Annotated in this window: 14 protein-coding genes; 7 read left to right on the top strand and 7 right to left on the bottom strand. The window is 35.7% G+C overall.

Features of this window, described 5'->3' with window-relative positions:
- Nucleotides 1–17 precede the first annotated feature (17 nt).
- Complete coding sequence (locus tag DF947_RS19875) at nt 18–1,451, top strand: ATP-dependent DNA helicase (RefSeq protein WP_109932235.1); 1,434 nt, start codon at nt 18–20, stop codon at nt 1,449–1,451.
- 99 nt (nt 1,452–1,550) lie between these two features.
- Nucleotides 1,551–2,234 carry an MCP four helix bundle domain-containing protein gene (locus DF947_RS19870; protein WP_109932233.1) on the top strand — a complete coding sequence of 228 codons (684 nt, stop codon included), beginning with the start codon at nt 1,551–1,553 and terminating at the stop codon, nt 2,232–2,234.
- Nucleotides 2,235–2,342: 108 nt separating this feature from the next.
- On the opposite strand, the gene DF947_RS19865 is transcribed toward DF947_RS19870, so the two are convergent.
- A complete protein-coding gene (locus tag DF947_RS19865) occupies nt 2,343–3,188 on the bottom strand; it encodes a CvfB family protein (protein ID WP_109932231.1) in 846 nt (281 codons plus the stop codon).
- A 177-nt stretch (nt 3,189–3,365) separates the two neighbouring features.
- Between DF947_RS19865 and DF947_RS19860 the strand changes: the two genes are divergently transcribed.
- The 3 genes from DF947_RS19860 to DF947_RS19850 all read left to right on the top strand — a co-directional run bounded on the left by DF947_RS19860 (nt 3,366) and on the right by DF947_RS19850 (nt 7,964).
- Nucleotides 3,366–5,102: an ABC transporter ATP-binding protein gene (locus tag DF947_RS19860; RefSeq protein ID WP_109932229.1), complete on the top strand. Its 1,737-nt coding sequence runs from the start codon at nt 3,366–3,368 to the stop codon at nt 5,100–5,102.
- Nucleotides 5,086–6,846 (top strand): ABC transporter ATP-binding protein, encoded by a 1,761-nt coding sequence (locus DF947_RS19855; protein ID WP_109932227.1) that lies wholly within the window; start codon nt 5,086–5,088, stop codon nt 6,844–6,846. The genes DF947_RS19860 and DF947_RS19855 overlap by 17 nt, the downstream gene beginning before the upstream one ends.
- Before the next feature lie 230 nt (nt 6,847–7,076).
- The gene (locus tag DF947_RS19850; RefSeq protein WP_109932225.1) at nt 7,077–7,964 is read left to right on the top strand and encodes an SMP-30/gluconolactonase/LRE family protein; all 888 of its coding nucleotides are present in this window, start codon (nt 7,077–7,079) and stop codon (nt 7,962–7,964) included.
- Here the strand turns inward: DF947_RS19850 and DF947_RS19845 are convergent, their stop codons facing one another.
- Entirely contained in the window at nt 7,965–10,013 is a 2,049-nt protein-coding gene (locus tag DF947_RS19845) for a sensor histidine kinase (protein ID WP_109932223.1), read from the bottom strand. It lies immediately after the preceding gene.
- A gap of 160 nt (nt 10,014–10,173) precedes the next feature.
- Nucleotides 10,174–12,099, bottom strand: coding sequence for an ATP-binding protein (locus tag DF947_RS19840; protein WP_158526301.1), 1,926 nt, complete (start codon nt 12,097–12,099; stop codon nt 10,174–10,176).
- A gap of 418 nt (nt 12,100–12,517) precedes the next feature.
- On the opposite strand from DF947_RS19840, the gene DF947_RS19835 reads away from it, so the two are divergent.
- Nucleotides 12,518–13,426, top strand: coding sequence for an SRPBCC family protein (locus DF947_RS19835; protein WP_109932294.1), 909 nt, complete (start codon nt 12,518–12,520; stop codon nt 13,424–13,426).
- A complete protein-coding gene (locus DF947_RS19830; protein WP_240615429.1) occupies nt 13,426–13,851 on the top strand; it encodes a luciferase domain-containing protein in 426 nt (141 codons plus the stop codon). The genes DF947_RS19835 and DF947_RS19830 overlap by 1 nt, the downstream gene beginning before the upstream one ends.
- 18 nt (nt 13,852–13,869) lie before the next feature.
- On the opposite strand, the gene DF947_RS19825 is transcribed toward DF947_RS19830, so the two are convergent.
- From DF947_RS19825 to DF947_RS19810, 4 genes are all read right to left on the bottom strand, one after another.
- Nucleotides 13,870–15,486, bottom strand: a complete 1,617-nt coding sequence (locus DF947_RS19825; RefSeq protein WP_240615428.1) for a TldD/PmbA family protein — start codon at nt 15,484–15,486, stop codon at nt 13,870–13,872.
- A gap of 132 nt (nt 15,487–15,618) precedes the next feature.
- A complete protein-coding gene (locus DF947_RS19820; protein ID WP_109932215.1) occupies nt 15,619–16,935 on the bottom strand; it encodes a TldD/PmbA family protein in 1,317 nt (438 codons plus the stop codon).
- Nucleotides 16,936–16,937: 2 nt separating this feature from the next.
- Complete coding sequence (locus tag DF947_RS19815) at nt 16,938–18,572, bottom strand: TldD/PmbA family protein (protein WP_109932213.1); 1,635 nt, start codon at nt 18,570–18,572, stop codon at nt 16,938–16,940.
- An 89-nt stretch (nt 18,573–18,661) separates the two neighbouring features.
- Nucleotides 18,662–20,449: a hypothetical protein gene (locus DF947_RS19810; RefSeq protein WP_109932210.1), complete on the bottom strand. Its 1,788-nt coding sequence runs from the start codon at nt 20,447–20,449 to the stop codon at nt 18,662–18,664.

The following is a 20,449-nucleotide window of genomic DNA, read 5'->3' as shown; positions in this document are numbered from 1 at the left end:
CCAATTAACCAATATACATGCACATCGATAAAACTCAACTTATTGCCCAAGCTTACCAGCACACGCCAACTAAAGAGCAATTGCTTTTTTGCCAGCGCATGTCTGAGTTTTTGCAAGAGCAAGATGATCATCGTTGTTTTGTTTTAAAAGGTTATGCGGGAACAGGAAAAACCACCTCGGTTGCTGCGCTGGTAAAAGTTTTGGGTAAGTTTGGCTTAAGAAGTGAGTTATTGGCCCCAACTGGCCGTGCTGCAAAGGTGATGAGCCAATATTCTTTTCGAAAGGCATTAACCATTCATAAAAAAATCTATCGAAAACGTTCTTCTACATCGCCAGAATTACAGTTTCAAATTGCTCCAAATTTATCAGAAAATACGCTTTTTATTATTGATGAAGCCTCGATGATTGCCGATGAATTTAATGAAACAGGCTCGTCTATTCTTCGTGATTTGCTGGAGTTTGTTTATAATGGCAAAAACTGTTTTCTGCTTTTTGTTGGCGATACGGCTCAGTTGCCACCGGTTGGAAGTTTGGACAGCCCTGCGCTGAATGAGCAATATATTAAAGATAAGTTTGCTTTATCGGTAACTGCTGTTGAGCTTAAAGAAGTGGTTCGACAGGAAAAGAAATCGGGGATTTTAGCCAATGCAACCATGTTGAGGAATCAGATTTCGAAGAATCCCGAAAACCCAATGCCTAAGTTCTTAACCAAAAGCTATACAGATATTTATAATATGGCCGGCGCTCGTTTGGTTGAAGGCCTTGAATATGCTTACCGAAAATTTGGAATCGAAAATACATTGGTGGTGTGTAGATCAAATAAATCGGCCAATGTTTATAATCAGCAAATTAGAGCTCGATTGCTTTACAGAGAAGAAGAATTAACAGGTGGAGACCAGATTATGGTGGTTCGAAATAATTACTTCTGGCTTCCAGAAAACGAAGAAACCGCATTTATTGCAAATGGCGATATGGCGAAAGTTATCCGTGTACGTGGAGAGGAGGAACGCTACGGTTTCCGTTTTGCCGATGCCACTTTAGAGTTTATGGATTTCCCCGCTGCCGGACAAATTAGTTGTAAGGTGCTTTTAGATACACTTAATTTGGAAACCGCAAACCTTCCGTACGAGCAAAATAAAAAGCTTTTTGATGGATTGGATGAAGATTATAGTCACATTGCAAACAAGCGACAAAGAATGTTGGCCATAAAGCAAGATCCTTTTTATAATGCCTTGCAAATTAAATTTGCCTATGCTGTAACTTGCCACAAAGCACAAGGCGGACAATGGGATGCCGTTTTTGCAGATCAAGGCTACTTAACAGAAGAAATGATCGATCTTGATTTTCTGCGTTGGTTGTACACAGCGATTACCCGAGCAAAAAAAGAACTGTATCTGGTAAATTTTGCACCACAACTTTTTGCTAAAACTGCGTTAGAAGATTATTTTTAAATATTTTACATAAAGCCATCAAGTACACAAAAGTTAATCGAATAATTTATTTGTGCTATTTTGTCTTATGGTTTAAATACATGCTAAACAAATTCTACTATGAAATTTGCCTTCAGTCTTAAAAATAAGCTAAAAATAGCTTTTTTGCTTTTCTGCATTATGTGTTGCAGTTTATTGATTCGTTTTTTGGAAGATAAAAGTGTTAAAAAAATAAACGAGTCATTTATTTCGATGTATAACGATAGATTGATACCTGCAACTGATCTTTATTTTATAGCAGAAAATCTTTATCATAAAAACTCCATTGTTCAAAATTCTTTGGGATTTTCAGAACGTTCAGTTCACCCTTCGGTCGGAAAACTTCGGTTGGCAAAATACAATAGGAAAATCGATTCTGTTGTGAGCAAATATGAGTTAACATTATTGGTTAAACAGGAAAAACAGCATCTGGATGATTTAAAAAGCGCTTTAACTCATCAAAATGTTCAGGAAAATAAAATTTTAAACCTATTACATCATGATATTTTGGAAGGCAGAAAATTATATGAAACCTCTGGAGGAAATACTTCTTCTAAGTCTCTAAACAGTTTATCTGTACTGATTAAAATGCAATCGAAAGTAGGAGATGAATTAATAAAAGACTCCAAAATATTTGTCTCAGGAACCAAGGTTTATTCAACCTTACAGGTTATGCTGGCTATTGCAATCGGGATTTTAATTGTTGGAATTGTTTCTGCTTCTAATGCAGTAAAAATCCAGAATGAAAAATTTAATTTGAATTAAGAGATTTAAGGAGTAAGGAATAAGGAGCAAAGATCAATGAGTAATAAGCAAAAGCCTTACAATTAACTTTACTTAAAATAAAGCAAACAATGAAAAACGACTAACGGATTATTCCGCTTCGTCGTCAGTCAGTAACCTTATCGAGTCATCAGAAAGTACAATTAAACGTTCTTTGTAAAGTGAACCGATGGTTTTTTTGAAAGCACTCTTGCTAATCTGAAAACGGTGATAAATTTCTTCAGGCGAACTTTTATCGCCCAATTCGATAACACCACCACTCTTTTTCAGTTCGGCCAAAATCATTTCTTTCGAATCTAATATATGTCCATAACCGCTTGGTTGTAAAGTCAGGTCGATTTTTCCCTCCACACGGATTTTTTTAATCCAGCCTTTGCGCATTTCTCCAGGTTGAACATTATCAAAAACCTCGTTGTTGTAAAGCAAACCAATATAAGTATTGTTGATGATTGCATTATAGCCTAAATCCGTTTCTTCGGTAATTAATAAGCTAACTTCATCTCCCTCTTCAAAATCGAAACCTTCTTCTTCAACAAAATCGTAAAGTTTTGATGATGCCAACAAACGATCGTTCGATTCATCCAGATAAAGATAAACTACATATTTATAACCTTTTTGCATAGGTCTTTTCTGCTCGCGTGTTGGAACATAAACATCTTTATCAATGCCCAAATCCATATAAGTTCCGTCCTCGCCATCAGAAACAACTTTTAAGAAAGCAAAATCGCCAACCTCTGCATACGCTTTTTGCGTTGTACCAGTTAAACGACCATCTTTTTGAATGTAAACAAAAACACGAATGTTATCGCCGATTTCTACCCCTTTAGGTACATACTGGTAAGGTAAAATAACCAGTTTGTCGCCATCGGTTAAATTTAATCCAGCTTCAGTTTTACTTAAAATTCTTAATTCGTTGTATTTTCCTATTTCAATCATTTTCGTCAGTTAACCATTTTCTTCAATGGCTTTTGTTTTTTGCAAAGTTAACAAAGTTAAGCGTAGTACAGATTGTTATTAATTATTGCAATGCTGTAGAAGTTAATTATGGCAACTAAAACAAATATTTGAATAATTGAGTTAAATTTGGCTCTACATTAAAGGAATTTCATCCATATGAAAAAACCCAAAGAGGCTAAAAAACCCAGTATATTCAGTTTGCTTTCTCAATACCGAGGATTGATTTTTCTGCTCATATTTTTTGCTTTGCTTAGTAACGGAATTAACCTGTTATTGCCCAAAATTATTGCAGAAGGCATGGATGCCTACACTGGTGGCACTTTTAAAGTCGAACCAATTCTAATTAAGTTTTCCCTGGCAATTGTATTGATTTTTATTTTTACATACTTGCAAAGTGTTGTACAAACCTATGCATCAGAACGTGTAGCCAGAGATTTAAGAACCAAATTGTCTGATCAAATTTCTCGTCAAAGCCACGCCTATGTGCTTCAGGCCAATCCTTCAAAATTGCTGACCAATTTAACTTCAGATGCCGATTCAATAAAGATGTTTGTCTCGCAGGCAATTGTTTCTATTGCCTCGTCCATCTTTTTAATTGTTGGGGCGAGTATTTTACTTTTAATAACCAACTGGAAACTTGCGTTGTGCGTTATTGCCATTGTTCCGATTATTGGAGGTGCATTTTTTTATGTTTTAAGTAAAGTACGCGTACTTTTTACTAAAAGCAGAGAAGTTATAGATTGGTTAAACAAAGTTATTAGCGAAAGTATCCTTGGCTCTGCTTTGATTCGCGTCATCAATTCGCAACAGCTTGAGTATAATAAATTTATCGATGCCAATGCCAGAGCCAGAGATCTCGGCTTATCTATTCTTCGGCTTTTTGCCGGACTTATTCCCATCATTATTTTTGTTGCCAACTTATCTGGTTTAACAATTTTGGTTCTTGGTGGTCATTTTGTAATTAACGATACCATGACTTTGGGCGAGTTCACAGCTTTTAGTACATATTTGGCTTTAATTATTTTTCCGATTTTGGTCATCGGCTTTATGAGCAATGTTATAGCACAGGCTACGGCATCTTATCAAAGAATTGAGGGCGTTCTTAACGCACCAGAAATTAAACATCCAGGAACGTTAACCGAAAATTTAACGGGCGATATTGATGTAAAAGAGGTATCACTCATGTTTGGGCAAAAACCCGTATTAAAAAATGTTTCGTTTTCTGCTAAAGGTGGTTCTAAAACGGCCGTAATTGGGCCAACGGCGGCGGGTAAAACACAGTTGCTTTATATTTTAACGGGTTTAATAGATCCCAAAAGTGGAGAAGTTCTTTTTGATGGAAAGCGGATTAATGAATATAATCAAGAAAATTTCCATCAGCAGGTTGGCTTTGTGTTCCAGGATAGTATTATTTTTAACATGAGCATCCGTGAAAATATTGCCTTTAGCGATACGGTTACGGATGAATCTTTAGCAAAGGCAATTGAAACGGCAGAGCTTAGAGATTTTGTAGAAGCACTTCCAGAAAAACTAAATACCATTGTTTCAGAACGTGGGAGTAGCCTTTCAGGTGGTCAAAAACAACGGATTATGTTGGCAAGAGCACTGGCTGTAAATCCAAAAATCTTATTGCTGGATGATTTTACCGCTCGGGTAGATACCAATACAGAAAAAAGAATTTTGGCAAATATCCAACAGAATTATCCGGGTTTAACTTTACTATCAATTACTCAAAAAATAGCATCTGTTGAGCATTATGATAAAGTTGTTTTATTAATGCAGGGCGAAGTTATCGCTGAAGGAACACATTCGGAACTTTTAAAAAACAGTCCTGAATACGTTCAGATTTACAATTCACAACAGAGCACAAGCAACTATGAACTACAATCTTAACCAGCTTACTGCCAAGCAGGAAAAGCAGTCTACCTATAAAGCACTTAAAAGATTGCTTAAAATGATCTCGGCAGAGCGTAAAAACCTATGGCTCGCTTTAATCGCTATTTTGGTAAATTCTGGGCTTTTGCTGGTCGGTCCGCTAATTATTGGCCATACTGTTGATGCTTATATCCGCACCAAACAGTTTCATGGCGTATTAATTTATGCGGGAATACTGTTAGCGATTTATTTAGTAGCTATGGTTACGGGTTATACCCAGACCAAGCTTATGGGTGGCATCGGTCAACGCATGTTGTACACATTAAGAAATGCTATTTTTAATAAATTACAAGAGTTTCCTGTTGCATTTTTTAATCAAAATAAGGCGGGTGATTTAATCTCACGGATCAATAACGATACCGATAAACTCAATCAGTTCTTCTCGCAATCGCTGATGCAGTTTATCGGCAGCATTGTAACCATGCTGGGTGCGGGAATTTTTTTATTAAGCATCAATATAGATTTAGGCGCAGCCACATTATCGCCAGCAGTATTAATTGTTCTTTTCACCATTACCTTATCGCCATGGGTAAAACGAAAAAATGCAAGCAATTTAAAAAGTGTTGGCGCTTTAAGCGCCGAGGTTCAGGAAAGTCTGAATAATTTTAAGGTAATTATTGCCTTTAACCGGAGAGATTATTTTAGAAAGCGATTTGATCAGGCCAATAAGGATAATTATCGCACGGCAATTGGCGCAGGACTCTCAAACAACATTTTTGTACCGGTTTATGGCCTGTTTTCAAGTATGGCTCAGCTTATTGTCTTGCTTTATGGGATACACCTAATTTCAATCGGTGAGTTTTCAATTGGTTTATTGGTGAGTTATGTTGCTTATGCCACAAACTTTTACAACCCTTTAAGACAATTGGCAGCGCTTTGGACAAGCTTTCAAGTCGCAATGGCAAGTTGGGACAGGATTTCGCAGATTTTACTTTTAGAAACGGATTTAATGCAAATTACGAGCAACTCTACTGAAACATCGGATGCTTTGTTAGAATTTAAAAATGTGCATTTCTCTTATGATGACTCAAAGGAAATTCTGCACAACATTAATTTGAAATTTGAAAAGGGTAAAACTTATGCCTTAATTGGCCCAACAGGTGGGGGTAAAACAACAACAGCATCTCTAATTTCGCGTTTATATGATGCCACAAAAGGAACGGTTTTACTTAACGGAAAGGATATTCGCTCTTTTAGTGCAGCAGAAAGAACTCAAAAAATTGGTTTTATTTTACAGGAACCATTTTTGTTTACAGGAACCGTTAAAGACAATATTTTATACGGTAATAGCCAATATGCAAATGTTAGCGACGAAGAGCTGGAAAAAATTATAGAAGATGCGAACTTAAATGCACTTTTAGCCATTTTTGATGAAGGTTTAAAAACACAGGTTACGTCAAATTCAGATGGAATAAGCTTAGGGCAGAAACAACTTATTGCCTTTATGCGGGCTGTTTTACGGAATCCTGAGCTTTTGATTTTGGATGAAGCAACAGCCAATATCGATACCATAACCGAGCAATTGTTAAGCAATATCTTAAATAAACTTTCTAAAGAGACAACCTTGGTTATTATTGCCCATCGATTAAATACAATTGAAAATGCAGATGAAATTTATTTTGTTAACGAAGGTGAGGTACAAAAAGCAGGAACTTTAAACGATGCATTGGGCATGTTGCTTAAAGGAAAAAGGGTAAGTTGATAGAAAACTTGTCATTTATTTCTTTCGTCATTTCGACTGGAGCGCAGTGGAATGGAGAAATCTTTGAAGAGCGATTCGTAAAGAATGTTTAAAGATTTCTCGGCTTCGCTCGAAATGACGACAAAAGCGCTGTTTTCTGAGCAAAGCGAAGAATAAATGATAAAACTGTACAATTTTTTACTTGCATCGCAAAATATAAATCCTGACTTTATCTCACCAAATATTACACTATGAAATATTTTTTTCTTCTATCCATTTTCATTTCAACGGCTTCAATCTCTCTGGCACAATCTATAAATCCAATTTTTGTTCAGGATAGTTTAAAACTTATTTCTTCACAGTTTAAGTTTACAGAAGGGGCATCAGTAGATAAGCAAGGAAATGTATTTTTTACAGATCAGCCTAATGATAAAATCTGGAAGTACGATACCCATGGAAAACTTAGTTTATACATGGATAAGGCTGGGCGAGCAAACGGAACATACTTCGATAAAAAGGGCAATTTAATTGTCTGTGCCGATGAAAATAACCAAATCTGGTCTATTGATAAGCATAAAAAAATCACTGTATTATTTTCTGATTATGAGGGAAAGAAAGTAAATGGTCCGAACGATATCTGGCTGGACAACAAGGGCGGAATATATTTTACAGATCCATATTATCAAAGAGATTATTGGACCAGAAAGAAACCAGAATTAGAAAGACAACTGGTTTATTATCTTCCAAAGGGAAAAAAGGAAGCCATAGTTGTAGCTGTTGATGTGGTAAAACCCAACGGAATTGTTGGTACACCAGATGGAACGTGTTTATACGTTGCAGATATGGGTGCAAATCAGACGTATCGCTATAAAATTAATGCTGATGCCAGTTTAAGTAGAAAGGAAGTTGTGTTGAGTCAGCATTCTGATGGGATGACGTTGGATCGTAACGGCAATATATACGTAACCGGAAAAGGTGTTAGCATATATAACTCTACAGGAGAAAATATTGGTCATATTGATGTGCCGGAAGAATGGTGCGGAAATATTTGTTTCGGTGGAAAAGATAGAAATATTTTATTCATTACGGCCTCAAAATCCTTGTATAGCATTAAAACGAATGCGAAAGGAGTAGAGTAGCTACGAAATCGGGAGCTCTACAAAAAATGTGGTTCCCTTATTTACTACGCTATTAAACCAGATTTTACCATTATGGGCTTCAATAATTTGTTTTGAAATTACCAATCCTATTCCAAAAGATTTTTCGCCATTGGTACCAGGACGTTTAGCTTCTTCGTTAATGTTAAATATTTTTTCCTTGATCTTATCGGGAATTCCAATTCCTGTATCTTGAACGGAAATTAAGACAGAATTTTTAAAAATGCCCATATTTACTTCTATGGTAGATTTTTCCGGGCTAAATTTTACAGCATTCGTAATCAAATTACTCATTACACGCCATATTTTTTCTCTATTAAGGCCAAGTGTAATCGGCGTACTGGTTAAAACAATTTTCTGATTTTTTTCTGTCGCTTTGTATTGGAGCAAATTAACGCAGTAATTAAGTAAGGCGCTCAAATCGACATGATCTTTTTCAATTTCCTCTACAACCAATTCGCGGTTAAGAAGTTCATTTACAAATTTTAAAGAGTCTGATCCCGAGTTTCGAATTAATCCCATTAGGTGCTGATCTTCTTCCTGTAGCCTATTATCGCTCATCATAAAACCGGCTAAGCTTACAATTGCGCCAATTGGGCTTCTTAAATCGTGCGCAACTACTTTCATTACACGCTTATTTTCTTCCTGGCTCTGCTCAAGTGCGGTTAAGGTATTCTGAAGATGAAGATTTTGTTCTGTTACCTGCTTATTTAAGAGTATTAAAGCATTATTGTTTTGCTTGGATGCCTTCCAGTTTTTCCAAATTTGATAAAGAATAAATAAAGCCATAATTGTAAAGCCAACCGCAATAATTAGGTATAAATTACTGAGTTGATTTTCTTTTTTAAGAATTGTAACCTCATAATCCTTTTGGAGATTATAGAATTCCGTTCGGGCATCCACATTGTTAAGTTTTCTCAACCCAGCATTTTGTTTTTCAGCTGATGCTAAATAAGCTGGCATCAAATTTTTTGCCTTATCATATTGTTGCGTAAAGTTTAAATAATCAATCTGTAATTTTTGCCAATCTACTTCGTTTCTTGGATTTGTAAGAGAATCCATTGAGGCACGAGCAGAGCGCATGGTTGAATTGTATTCCTTAAATCGACCCGTACTTAAATATAATCTTGCCAGTTTTACTTCCGCTATCTGCGCATTTCTTACTTCCGAGCTGTTTCTCCCATTTAGTGTAATGCATTTTTTTAAATATTCTTCTGCCTTTTCATTATTGCCACTATCTAAATAAACATCGCCCATATAATGGTAAGCAACGCCTTTGGCAACTTTTGTAAATGCGTTTTTGTATGGAAAAGCTGCTTGGTTTTTTTCTAAAAAGGCAATGGCTTTTTTATAACAGATTAAAGCACTATCTGTCATTTTTATATGCTCGTAACTTAAACCAGCGTTACATAAAGCACCTTGAATGGCCGCGTATCTCTCAAAATCCAGCTTACAGTCTAAATTATTTTTATAAGCCTGAAAAAATAATGATGCAGCCTGCCTGTATTTACCCTGTACGTAATTTAAGAATGCAAAACGGCTGTTAAAATCAGCCTGATCGCAGGTATTTTTAGATTCATCGGCAAGAAGTTTCCCTTTGTGGAAATATTGGTAAGATTCTTCATATTTTTCCATTTCCAAAAGAACATCGCCTTTAAGAAAGTTCGAGATGCTGAATTCATGGCGAAGCTTTTCCTCAACTCGGTTATCCTTAATTAGATTGAGCATGCTGTCTGCATATAAATCAGCAAGAGCGAGGTCTTTTTTGTCTTTATTTAAACGTGCTGATATAAAGTAATTACTTTCCTTAAAATAGTATTTTTTCCAAGTATCTTTAAGATTCGGGTTAATGGATTCAAATGCAGCATCGAGATATTGATAAGCTTGGTCCTTTTTTTTTAAATCGACAAGGTGGGTAGCACTATCAATTATTTGATTTAGCTGTGCACTGTTATCTATTTCTTGATTTGATTGCTTACACGAAATTGAAAACAAGATAAAAAATAAAAAGAGATATTTTTGATAACTCATAATCAATATTAAGGCTGAAGACTGAATTCAATGTACGTAATAATACAATAATGAATGCGCTTTTTCTGTAATTATTTGATATAAATCAAGCAAAGGGGCTTTTTTATGTCAATAAAGTTTAATGGTTTTTATAGTAGTACAAAGATCATCTACCATGCATTTATAATAACGGAAGTTCTACGAAAAAAGTTGTCTCTTTATTCTCGATGCTGTTAAACCAGAGTTTCCCCTTGTGTGCCTCAATAATTTGCTTAGAAATGATTAAGCCCATTCCAAAAGACTTTTCTCCTTTTGTGCCCGTGCGCTTGGCCTCTTCATTAATATCAAATATCTTTTCTTTAATATGATCTGGAATCCCAATTCCGGAATCTCTAACGGAGATCAATACCGAATCTTTAAGAATGCTCACATTTACATCTATAATCGAACTTTCAGGACTAAACTTTACCGCATTTGTAATGAGATTGCTCATTACACGCCATATTTTTTCTCTATTGAGACTTAGGGTAACCGGAATACTTTTTAAAACAATTTTTTGACTTTTTTCTGTGGCTTTATATTGAAGTAAATTAACACAATAATGAAGTAGGGCATTTAAATCAACAGGATCTCTTTCCATTTCATTTACAGTCGACTCCCGATTAAGCAACTCATTTACAAACTTTAAAGAATCTGATCCAGAATTTTGAATCAACTCCATTAAATGTTGATCTTCTCCCTGAAGTCTATTGTCACTTAACATAAAACCCGCTAGGCTAACTATAGCACCAATTGGGCTTCTTAAATCGTGTGCTACTACTTTCATTACCCGTTTATTATCTTCCTGGCTTTGTTCTAGAGCTGTTAGCGTGTTTTGAAGATGAAGGTTTTGTTCCGTAACCTGTTTATTTAGAAGTATTAATGTATTGTTGTTCTTTTTGGTTGCTTTCCAGTTCCTCCAAATTTGATATAAAATAAATAAAGCCATGATCGTAAAACCAATAGCAATAATTAGATATAAATTGCTGAGCTGGTTTTCTTTTTTGAGAAGATTTAACTCATATTCTTTTTGTAAATCGTAAAATTTCTGATTTATATTTTCAGATGAAGCATTCCTGAATTCCTTATCCGAATCTGCCTTTACTTTGGCATATTCTACAATATATTTATGTACATCATTTAAACTTTTTGTTTTGTACAAATAATCAATTTTCAGTTCGTACCAAAGTAATTTATTACCATCCGGCTTGGTGATTTCTGATTCATGTTTGTTTAAAATTTGATTACATGCATTGTAATTGGCCATTTTTAGGTAAAGACCTGCAAGTTCAAGCTCACTGCTTAAAATATATTCGGGGCTATTGGTAAACTTTTTAAAAAGATCAATACTTTTTGTATAAGCATTTAAAGCTTTCTCATAGTTAAATGAACTTTTATACAAATTCCCAATATTTTTGTAGATCACAGCCTTTGCCTCAGCCATAAAGGCTTTATTTTTTGGGTATTTGGGCTCATTTGAATTTATATATGCGATGGCCTTCACATAATAAATTAGTGCACTATCTGGAGCTGCGGAATTTGAATAACTTAAGCCGGCATTATCCAATGCACCCTGAGTACGCATGAAGATATCAATATTTGGATCACATTTTTGAAGTTCGTTATACTGTGACACGTAATACTTTGCCGCAGTCTGATATCGTTTCTGGGCATAATTCAAAGATGCTAGACGAGCATTGAATTCGCTTTTATCATAAGGTGTTCCAAATTTGTCACTCAGCCGTTTGGCCTTGAAAAACCATTGATAGGTTAAACTATATTGTTTTTTTTCAAGTGATATATCTCCTTTAAAAATATAACTTTTATTAAGTTGTTTCCAATATCGCGGGATATCATTGCTGTTTTCTATTAAGCTTATTGTACTATCAGCATAAATTTCGGCTTTGTTCAAAATTGCTTTATTATCCTGAACTAGATATACATGATAGTAAGCCCGAGAAAAAAAATTAAGTCGCTCAAATTCATCGCCAATTCCCGGATTTTTGATTTTAGCAAATGATGAGTCAACAAATCGGAATGCCTGTTCTGTTTTATTATGGTCTCCCAATTGAATGGCACTGTCAATTATTTTTTTTACAAGTATTTCGTTGTCGTTATGCCTACTTACAGAGGATTTGCAAGACCATATAAAAAATGAGCATAGAATACAAATGTATCTGATGGAAATCATAAGTAAGGGATGTAGTTAGAAGCAAACTTATATTTGAAGTTAGTAATTATTTAAAAAATACCTTAAAATTTTAAAACTTTTAGGCGTGTATTATTGACAAATGTCTACACTGTAACACATTATGACTAGAATGAGCTAATGAAGAGTTAGATGATGAATGTTGTGTGCTTACTGTGATACCTTTTGATGATTGAGCTCCGATAATAAAAGTTCTATTTATAATTTTATTTTCAATAACTTTTGAAAGTTTAATAATTTATTTTGTATGTTTGATTTAGAAAATAATTTAAATGCTATGAATACATCATCTAAATCTAACAAACTTTTAGGCTTTATCGTTTCCAATCTGCTTGTACTCGTAATTATTGGTGTGAATAGGCTACTACATGTAGAAAAAAACGGAGTAATGGTTTACTCACAGTTTGTAATCTTGCCCATCCTTATCGGGATTATTAGTGCTTGGTTTTGGCGAGATTTACATTTAAAAACTAAAACGATTATCGGTTATTCTTTAATTAACAGTTTGCTGGCCATTGCACTCAGCTACATCTTTTTGGGCGAAGGTGTAATTTGCCTTATTATCGTTTCTCCATTGATTTTAGTATTTGTTATAACCGGTGCATTTATTGGGAAAATGATGTTTAGGAAAAAGAATCAGACAATAAATGTGAGTATTGTTTCTTTACTTTTAATGGTTTTTGTAGTCGATTCCATTTCTGATCATCAATATGAAAATATGGTTTCTGATGAAATTGTTATAAACGCACCTCCTTCAAAAATCTGGAAAAACGTTGTCGCTTTTGATAAAATTAAACAGCCCAATAAGTACTGGTTATTTAAGATTGGTATGCCTAGCCCAATGCAAACCACGGTTACAGGTTACAAATACGGTGCTGGCAGAAAATGTATATTTAGTAATGGCTATACATTTGATGAAAAAATTGTTGCTTTTGATGTAAATAAAAACCTAACTTTTGATATTGTTGGACAGCCACAAGATCCTGAAATTATGGGACACATAGATATTAATAGAGGGCAGTTTTTGCTAAAAGATAATGGTAACGGCACCACTACGCTAATTGGTAATAGTTGGTATAACCTTCGCGTTTTCCCCATTTGGTATTACGATGTTTGGGCAGAAAGCATTACCAGAAATGTACATTTGAGGGTTATGGATCATATTAAAAAACTTAGCGAACAATAATGTTTTCATTCGTTGTTAAAAGGCTCGGGTTTATAAAAAACATCCCGTTAACTGCTTTAATATTTGATAGTGGAATAAAACTATGGCTCTCAGTTTTTGAACCTAAAAAACTAATCTGGCTCGATTCTTTAGAGGAAAAGGTTGTAAGTTGGGAAGGAGTAAGCATCAGTTTGCACAAATTCGGAGGTACACAATTTAATTTCAATAAAAAGGAAATTGGCCATGTACACAGTAATGGTATTTTGGATGTCTTGTTCGATCAAGAAACCAAGAAACATTTAATGGGTAAAGGAGAAGCAGAAGAGCATCATGTTTTTAAAAGATCAGGTTGGATCAGCTTTTACATAAAGAGCGACACTGATGTTGAGCTTGCACTGGCGTTACTAAAAAAATCGTATTTAAGGATTGCTCAAAAGGTTATTTAAGCAATCCTTAAATCATAATTAACCTAACTTTCTGCCTGTATTAATAACGTTTACACCATTAAATCTAGAGGTTGCGCTTCCATGCGATACGGCACTTACCTGGCTTGGCTGACCTTTTCCATCAGAAAATGTTCCGCCTAAGCGGTAATCGTTTTTATCGCAACATTGCGTGCAGGAATTCCAGAATTCTTGTGTATTGGCTTGGTAGGCTGCATCTTTTAACATGCCAACGATTTTACCTTCCTTAATTTCGTAAGCCAATTGAGAACTGAATTGAAAATTATAGCGTTGCTGATCAATTGAATAAGAATTTCGGCCAAACATATAAATTCCTTTCTCTACATTTTTTACCATTTCTGCAGCAGTTAAAGCAACATTTCCGGGAGCAAGCGAAACATTCGGCATTCTCTGAAATTGGATGCTATCCCAACTATCGGCATAGCAACAGGCCTGCGATTCTTTTAAACCGATAATGTGTGCCTGATCTCTAATGGTTTGATAATTAACTAAAATTCCATCTTTTATAATATCCCAGTTGCCACATTTTACGCCTTCATCATCATAGCCCACAGCTCCGAGCGAACCAACTTCAGTTTTATCTGCTAGGATATTTACATTTTTACTTCCGAAATTAAATTTTTTTGATTCCCATTTATCCAATGTAAGGAAACTTGTACCTGCATAATTTGCTTCGTAACCCAAAACCCGATCTAATTCGGTAGGGTGGCCAACAGATTCGTGAATGGTTAAGAATAGGTGAGTGGGATCTAAAACTAAATCATATTTGCCAGGCTGAACCGGTTTTGCCTTTAACTTTTCATCAATGTGAGCCGTTGCTTCTTTAACATCTTCAAAAATATCATAGCGTTTTTTATACATGGTAACTGGTCCGCCTTTGATTTTTTCATCGTCTTTTGGCGTTAAATATTCATAACCCATTCCCATTGGGGCACTTAACGCATTACGGGTTTCAAATTTTCCGCCAGCGGCATCAATTTTGGTTACTGTAAACGTTGGCCAAATTCGGTGAATATCTTGATCGATATAAGAACCATCTGTTGAAGCAAAATATTTCTGTTCGTTAACCATAAAAAGATTGGAGTTAACATATTTTGCACCACCCTTTAAGGCTTCGTTATTTACATTAAGCAACAAATCAACCTTATCGGTAATGGGTACCTCAAATGCATTTTTCTCTAATGGAGTTTTCCAGCTTACCTCTCCGTAACCTTTTTGTGCCGCAAGTTGAACAGGTTCGCTCATTATTTTCGAATTGCCTTTCGCAATTGCTACAGCCATGGCAGCTGCTTTTGCAATGCTATCATTATCGAGATTATTTGTAGCAGCAAAACCCCATGATCCAAAAGCCAAAACCCGAACACCCATACCATATGATTCTGCATTGGCAACATTTTCTACGCGTTTTTCTTTAGTTGCAATAACTTGATTTAAGTATCTGCCAATTCGAACATCGGCGTAAGTTGCCCCTTTAGATTTTGCCGCATTTAAAGCAACATCAGCCATTTTCTTTTTAAGTGCAACATCAACAGGTGTTAACGCCTCTTCTACTGAAATTAACCGCCCAAAAACTGGCACACTTTCAAGCATTGATGCGCCGACGCCAATGCCGGTCATAAATAAAAAATCCCTTCTTCTCAATTTTTGAAAAATTAGATGATAAAAAACATTGCAATATTAAAAGCTTTGACAAATTCAAACGTTAAAGCTTGAACTTATCAAAGCCATCTTACTCAAAGACAGATTTATTTATATCGCGTCTGATAGTGATGTAAAAGTAAAGTCCTTAATTTTCATTGGCGGAATCATTCCGCTTCCAGTTCTCACAGGTTTTCCTAATGCTTCTACATTGTTAAGCATAATAACAGGACTTTCGTTAAACCTGAAATTTTTAATTGGGAATTTTATTTCTCCGTTTTCAATGTAAAAAGTACCATCACGTGTAAGGCCTGTTAGCAATAAGGTTTGAGGGTCAACAGATCTTATATACCAAAAGCGTGTAACCAATATTCCTTTTTCTGTGCTTTTAATTAATTCTTCAAGACTTTGTGTTCCGCCTTCAACAACAATACTTCTGCTAAATGGTACAGGTTCAACACCTTTTTGGGCTGCCCAATATCTCGAGTACGAAAGGTTTTTAACAATCCCATCCTTTACCCATTGTGTTCTTTTTATTGGCAAACCATCTCCATTCCAAGGGGCTGAAGGAATATCCAAATTTAATGGATCAGAATAAATATTTACGTTTTCTGAAAAAAGCTGTTCGCCTAAACGCGTGCCACCACCTTTTTTACTCATAAAGCTTCTGCCTTCATCTGCGCTTCTTGCATCAAAGCCTCTAAACATATTGCCAAGCATATCGCTTGCAGCAAGCGGTTCTAAAATTACCGTGTATTTTCCTGGCTCGATTGCTTTTGCACCTGCTGATCCATTTGCTTTGCTGGCAGCAATTTTACTTAGGGCGAGCGTATCCATTTTGGATAGATCGTTAAAATCCTGTTCGATGTAGCCAGACCCAGTTCCTTGTTTATTTCTAACAGTTACTGAAAAAGATACGTTTGTGCCCTTATTGTAAGCAAATAAGCCTTTTGAATTCATAATCGAATTGAATCGGGTAGAATTCTCCAAAAATCCTGCTGCATCTAAATTAGCGGCTTTGGAAACACTTAAACTTTTGCCCACCATTTCAGCTCTAGTATCGGGCGTCATGGCAGCGGTATTTGCATTGTATGTTGTAGATTCTGGGAAGGTTTGTGGACCAAGTGGAGGCATAAACTCTGGGTTTTCTGGAGCCAACATGGCCAATTCTTCAGCCCTTTTAACAACTTTTTGTAAGGAAGCATCATCAAATTCATTAATGGTTGCCGATCCTGTTTTTTTGCCGAATGTCGAGCTCACACCAAGGCTCATTACGCTTATTTGTCCTGCGGTTGAAACAGCATTTCTTGCGTAGCGAATATTTCCTCCGTCAGATCCATTTAAACTTACCTCACAGAAATCTGCTTTGGAAAAGCTGAGTACTTTTTTGAGTATTGCCTGGGCTTCTTCTTTACTTAATATGGCCATAATTATATTTTTCTTGCTGTATTAATAACATTAACTCCATTAAATCTTGTTGTTGAGCTTCCATGAGAAACTGCACTGCTTTGTGCCGGCTGACCTTTTCCATCGTTAAATGATCCACCTAAGCGATAATCGCTTTCATCACATACAGCTGTGCAACTGTTCCAAAATTCCTGTGTATTGCTTTGGTAAGCCACATCATTTAGCATACCGACAATTTTTCCCTCTTTAATTTCGTAAAAGATCTGTCCGCCGAACTGGAAATTGTAGCGTTGCTGATCGATTGAAAAACTGCCATCACCAATAATATAAATTCCTTTTTCAACGTTTTTGATCATATCATCTACACTTAGTTTTTCTTTTCCGGGCTGTAAAGAAACATTTGGCATACGCTGAAACTGAACATCGTCCCAGCCCTGCGAATAGCAACACCCTTGTGATTCAGTTAAGCCAATAATGTGTGCCTGATCTCGGATGGCCTGATAATTTACCAAAACACCTTCCTTTATCAAATCCCACTTTTTGCATTTTACGCCTTCATCATCATATCCTACAGCACCTAAAGAACCAACCTGCGTTTTATCGGCAACAATATTTACCTTATCGCTTCCAAATTTGAATTTTTTCGATTCCCATTTATCTAAAGTAAGAAAACTGGTTCCAGCATAATTTGCCTCGTAACCCAAAACACGATCTAATTCTGTAGGATGCCCAACAGACTCGTGGATGGTTAACCAAAGATGAGAAGGATCTAAAACCAAATCGTATTTTCCGGGCTCTACAGATTTTGCCTTAACTTTTTCACCAGCAACAATTGCCGCTGCTTTTGCATCTTCAAGCATATCGTAACGCCCCTTATATCTGGTTACAATTCCGGCAACTTTGTCTTCTGGTCTAGCATGCATATATTCAAAACCCATTCCCATTGGAGAACTGAGCGAATTACGGGTTTTGAACTTGCCTGATTCTTTATCGATTCTGGTTACGTTAAAGGTTGGATAAATGCGATGCACATCCTGATCAATGTAAGAACCATCAGTAGATGCGAAATATTTTTGTTCGTTAACTGCGAAAAGTACAGAATTAACAAAATTAGCACCATTTTGCATGGCAACATCGTTTACATTAAGTAAAAGATCTACCTTTTCTTTAACGGGAACTTCGAAAGAGTTTATTTCTATTGGGGTTTTCCAACTGACTTCCCCATAACCCTTCTGCGGTGCCAACTGAACAGGTTCGCCCTGAATTTTTGAGTTTGCCTTTGCAACAGCAACTGCTTGTTCGGCGGCCTTGGCAATGTCTTCCTTGGTTACCTTATTGGTTGCTGCAAAACCCCAACAGCCATTCGCCAAAACGCGAATTCCAACACCATAAGATTCTGTGTTGGCAACGCCTTGAACTCGTTTTTCTCTAGTGGCCACAAATTGGTTTAAATATCTGCCAATGCGTACGTCAACATAAGTTGCGCCTTTAGATTTGGCTGCGTTTAGTGCAACATCAGCCAGTTCTTTCTTAATTTTTACATCTACTCGATCTAGAGCCTGTAGTGGGTCGATTGGATTTGCAAACGCAGAGAAATCTGGTAGCATCAAAGCGCCCATACCCATTCCGGATAGGTAAAGGAAGTCTTTTCTTTTCAATTGGTTCGGTTTAGGTGATTTAACAACCCAATATAGCTATTTCTTTAAAGCAATAGACTTAAGGAATATAACATTTTAGTTTCAATAGGTTATTTATTCGCTAAAACTCTAGATTCATACCAAAGAAATGCCGATGTTATTAAAAAAGTAAGCAAAAACCACCATTTTGAAATTTCATCTTCTGTTGAATACTGCATTTTGCCTGGTTTAATAATCTTCTTCTGTTGGTTTTTAAAGAAATCGAGATTTTTGGTTTGCCTTAATGTAGATTTAAAATTTAACCAATCTTCTTTTTTATAAATATATATGCGCTCTGCTTTTTGGTTAATTGTTGCGATTACCCAACCCGGTGTTTTTGGCCAGAAAAATCCATCCCACTCAAATGGAAGCTCCATATTCTGCCTAGGATATATTTTTGTACCATCAATTAAGATTTTAGGCAATTTGCTATCGGCTGAATTCACAATGAATCTTAATTTTTCGTTAACTGATGGAAATTTTGGTGATATTTCTAATGATTGATTTTTAACCTTTTTTCTTAAAGATTTTGCAAATAGCATCAACCAAAACCGACCATAATCGCTTTGTTTTCCTGCCAGTTGCCATTGATAGGTTGATGAAAGCGACGATGTTACAATTTTTCCCATTCCGCTGATCTGGCTATTTACAACAATTTTCCCAGTTTCATCGAGAATCAGGGGTTGATTATTTGCACCCGCTTTTAAATATAAGCTTTGCGTAAAGGGTAAATTATTAAACTTTAAATTATCTATAGATTTTAAGGATAACGGCTTTTCGGTTGAAGATAAAACTTCGTACTGGTTAAAGTTTTGGCTGTTCCCGTTTGGTTTAGAGTTGGTTACCCTTACAATTAATCCCATGCCGTCATTTACAGCATTGTATATCGAAGATTTGTCCGCACCAGAAATCGAAGAAAGTTCATCTTCATCGATAACAACCAAATCCATATTTTTTAGCAGAGATCGATTAATCTGATTGAGGTTTACCGCCTTCATGTTCAAGAAATCGGTACTGTACTTGTTTTTACTGATCTGACTTCTAAAAGCGACTGGATATTGATTTTCATACAACCACTTTTTAAGGAATTTATATTCAAAATCGGGAAAGGAAGCTAAGATCAAAACTTGGATTGGCGCTTTTTTCTCCACCTCAAATGGAACCGGTTCGGCTGAAAGCGTATCATTTCCTTGTAGTGCAAAGAGTTTATAAATGGCTTTTCCTTGTTGTTTAGGACGATTTAGAAAGGAAAAATTAACTTTTGAATGTGCTTTAATTTCTGTTGAATCTAAACTTGCGCCAAGCCCGAACAGCTTTAATTTTATGTTTTTATTCGTTTGATTGTTATAGATTCCTTGAATTTTTAAATTTTCAGAAGCATTTAATCTCTTTGTCCAGTTGGCAGAAACAATCCCTGAGGGAAGGGCAGAAGCATGAAAGGAAATCTGATGATCGGATAGACCTTTTAATTGTGAATCATCCAGACCATAACCATAAATGTTAATTTTCTTGATTTCTGGATGTTCCTTTAAAAAGTAAACTAAATCTGCAATGTGGTTAATTTTTAATCTTTTAGTTTTTGGAAATAGGGTAGAGTCAAGATCATATTTATTTCCATTTATCGTAGAAATAGAATCTAACTTGAAGCCTTCGGTTAAAATATTTATTTCATGTGCAGGTTCTTCTTTCGTTACCGAATACGTAATGGGAATAATCAAAAATGCAAAACTGGCAATCATAAAAATACTTGCCAATAATCTCAAAACCAACCTCGATTTATCAGCACGACGAATTTCTTTAAACACCAGAAAAATGGTGAAAACAATGCAAATAAGAATTATTACATATCTAAATTCCAT

This window comes from Pedobacter paludis (genome assembly GCF_003173575.1).
GTDB lineage: Bacteria > Bacteroidota > Bacteroidia > Sphingobacteriales > Sphingobacteriaceae > Pedobacter > Pedobacter paludis.
The sequence above is the reverse complement of the archived record's forward strand: the minus strand, read 5'-3'. Positions and strand labels throughout refer to the sequence as shown.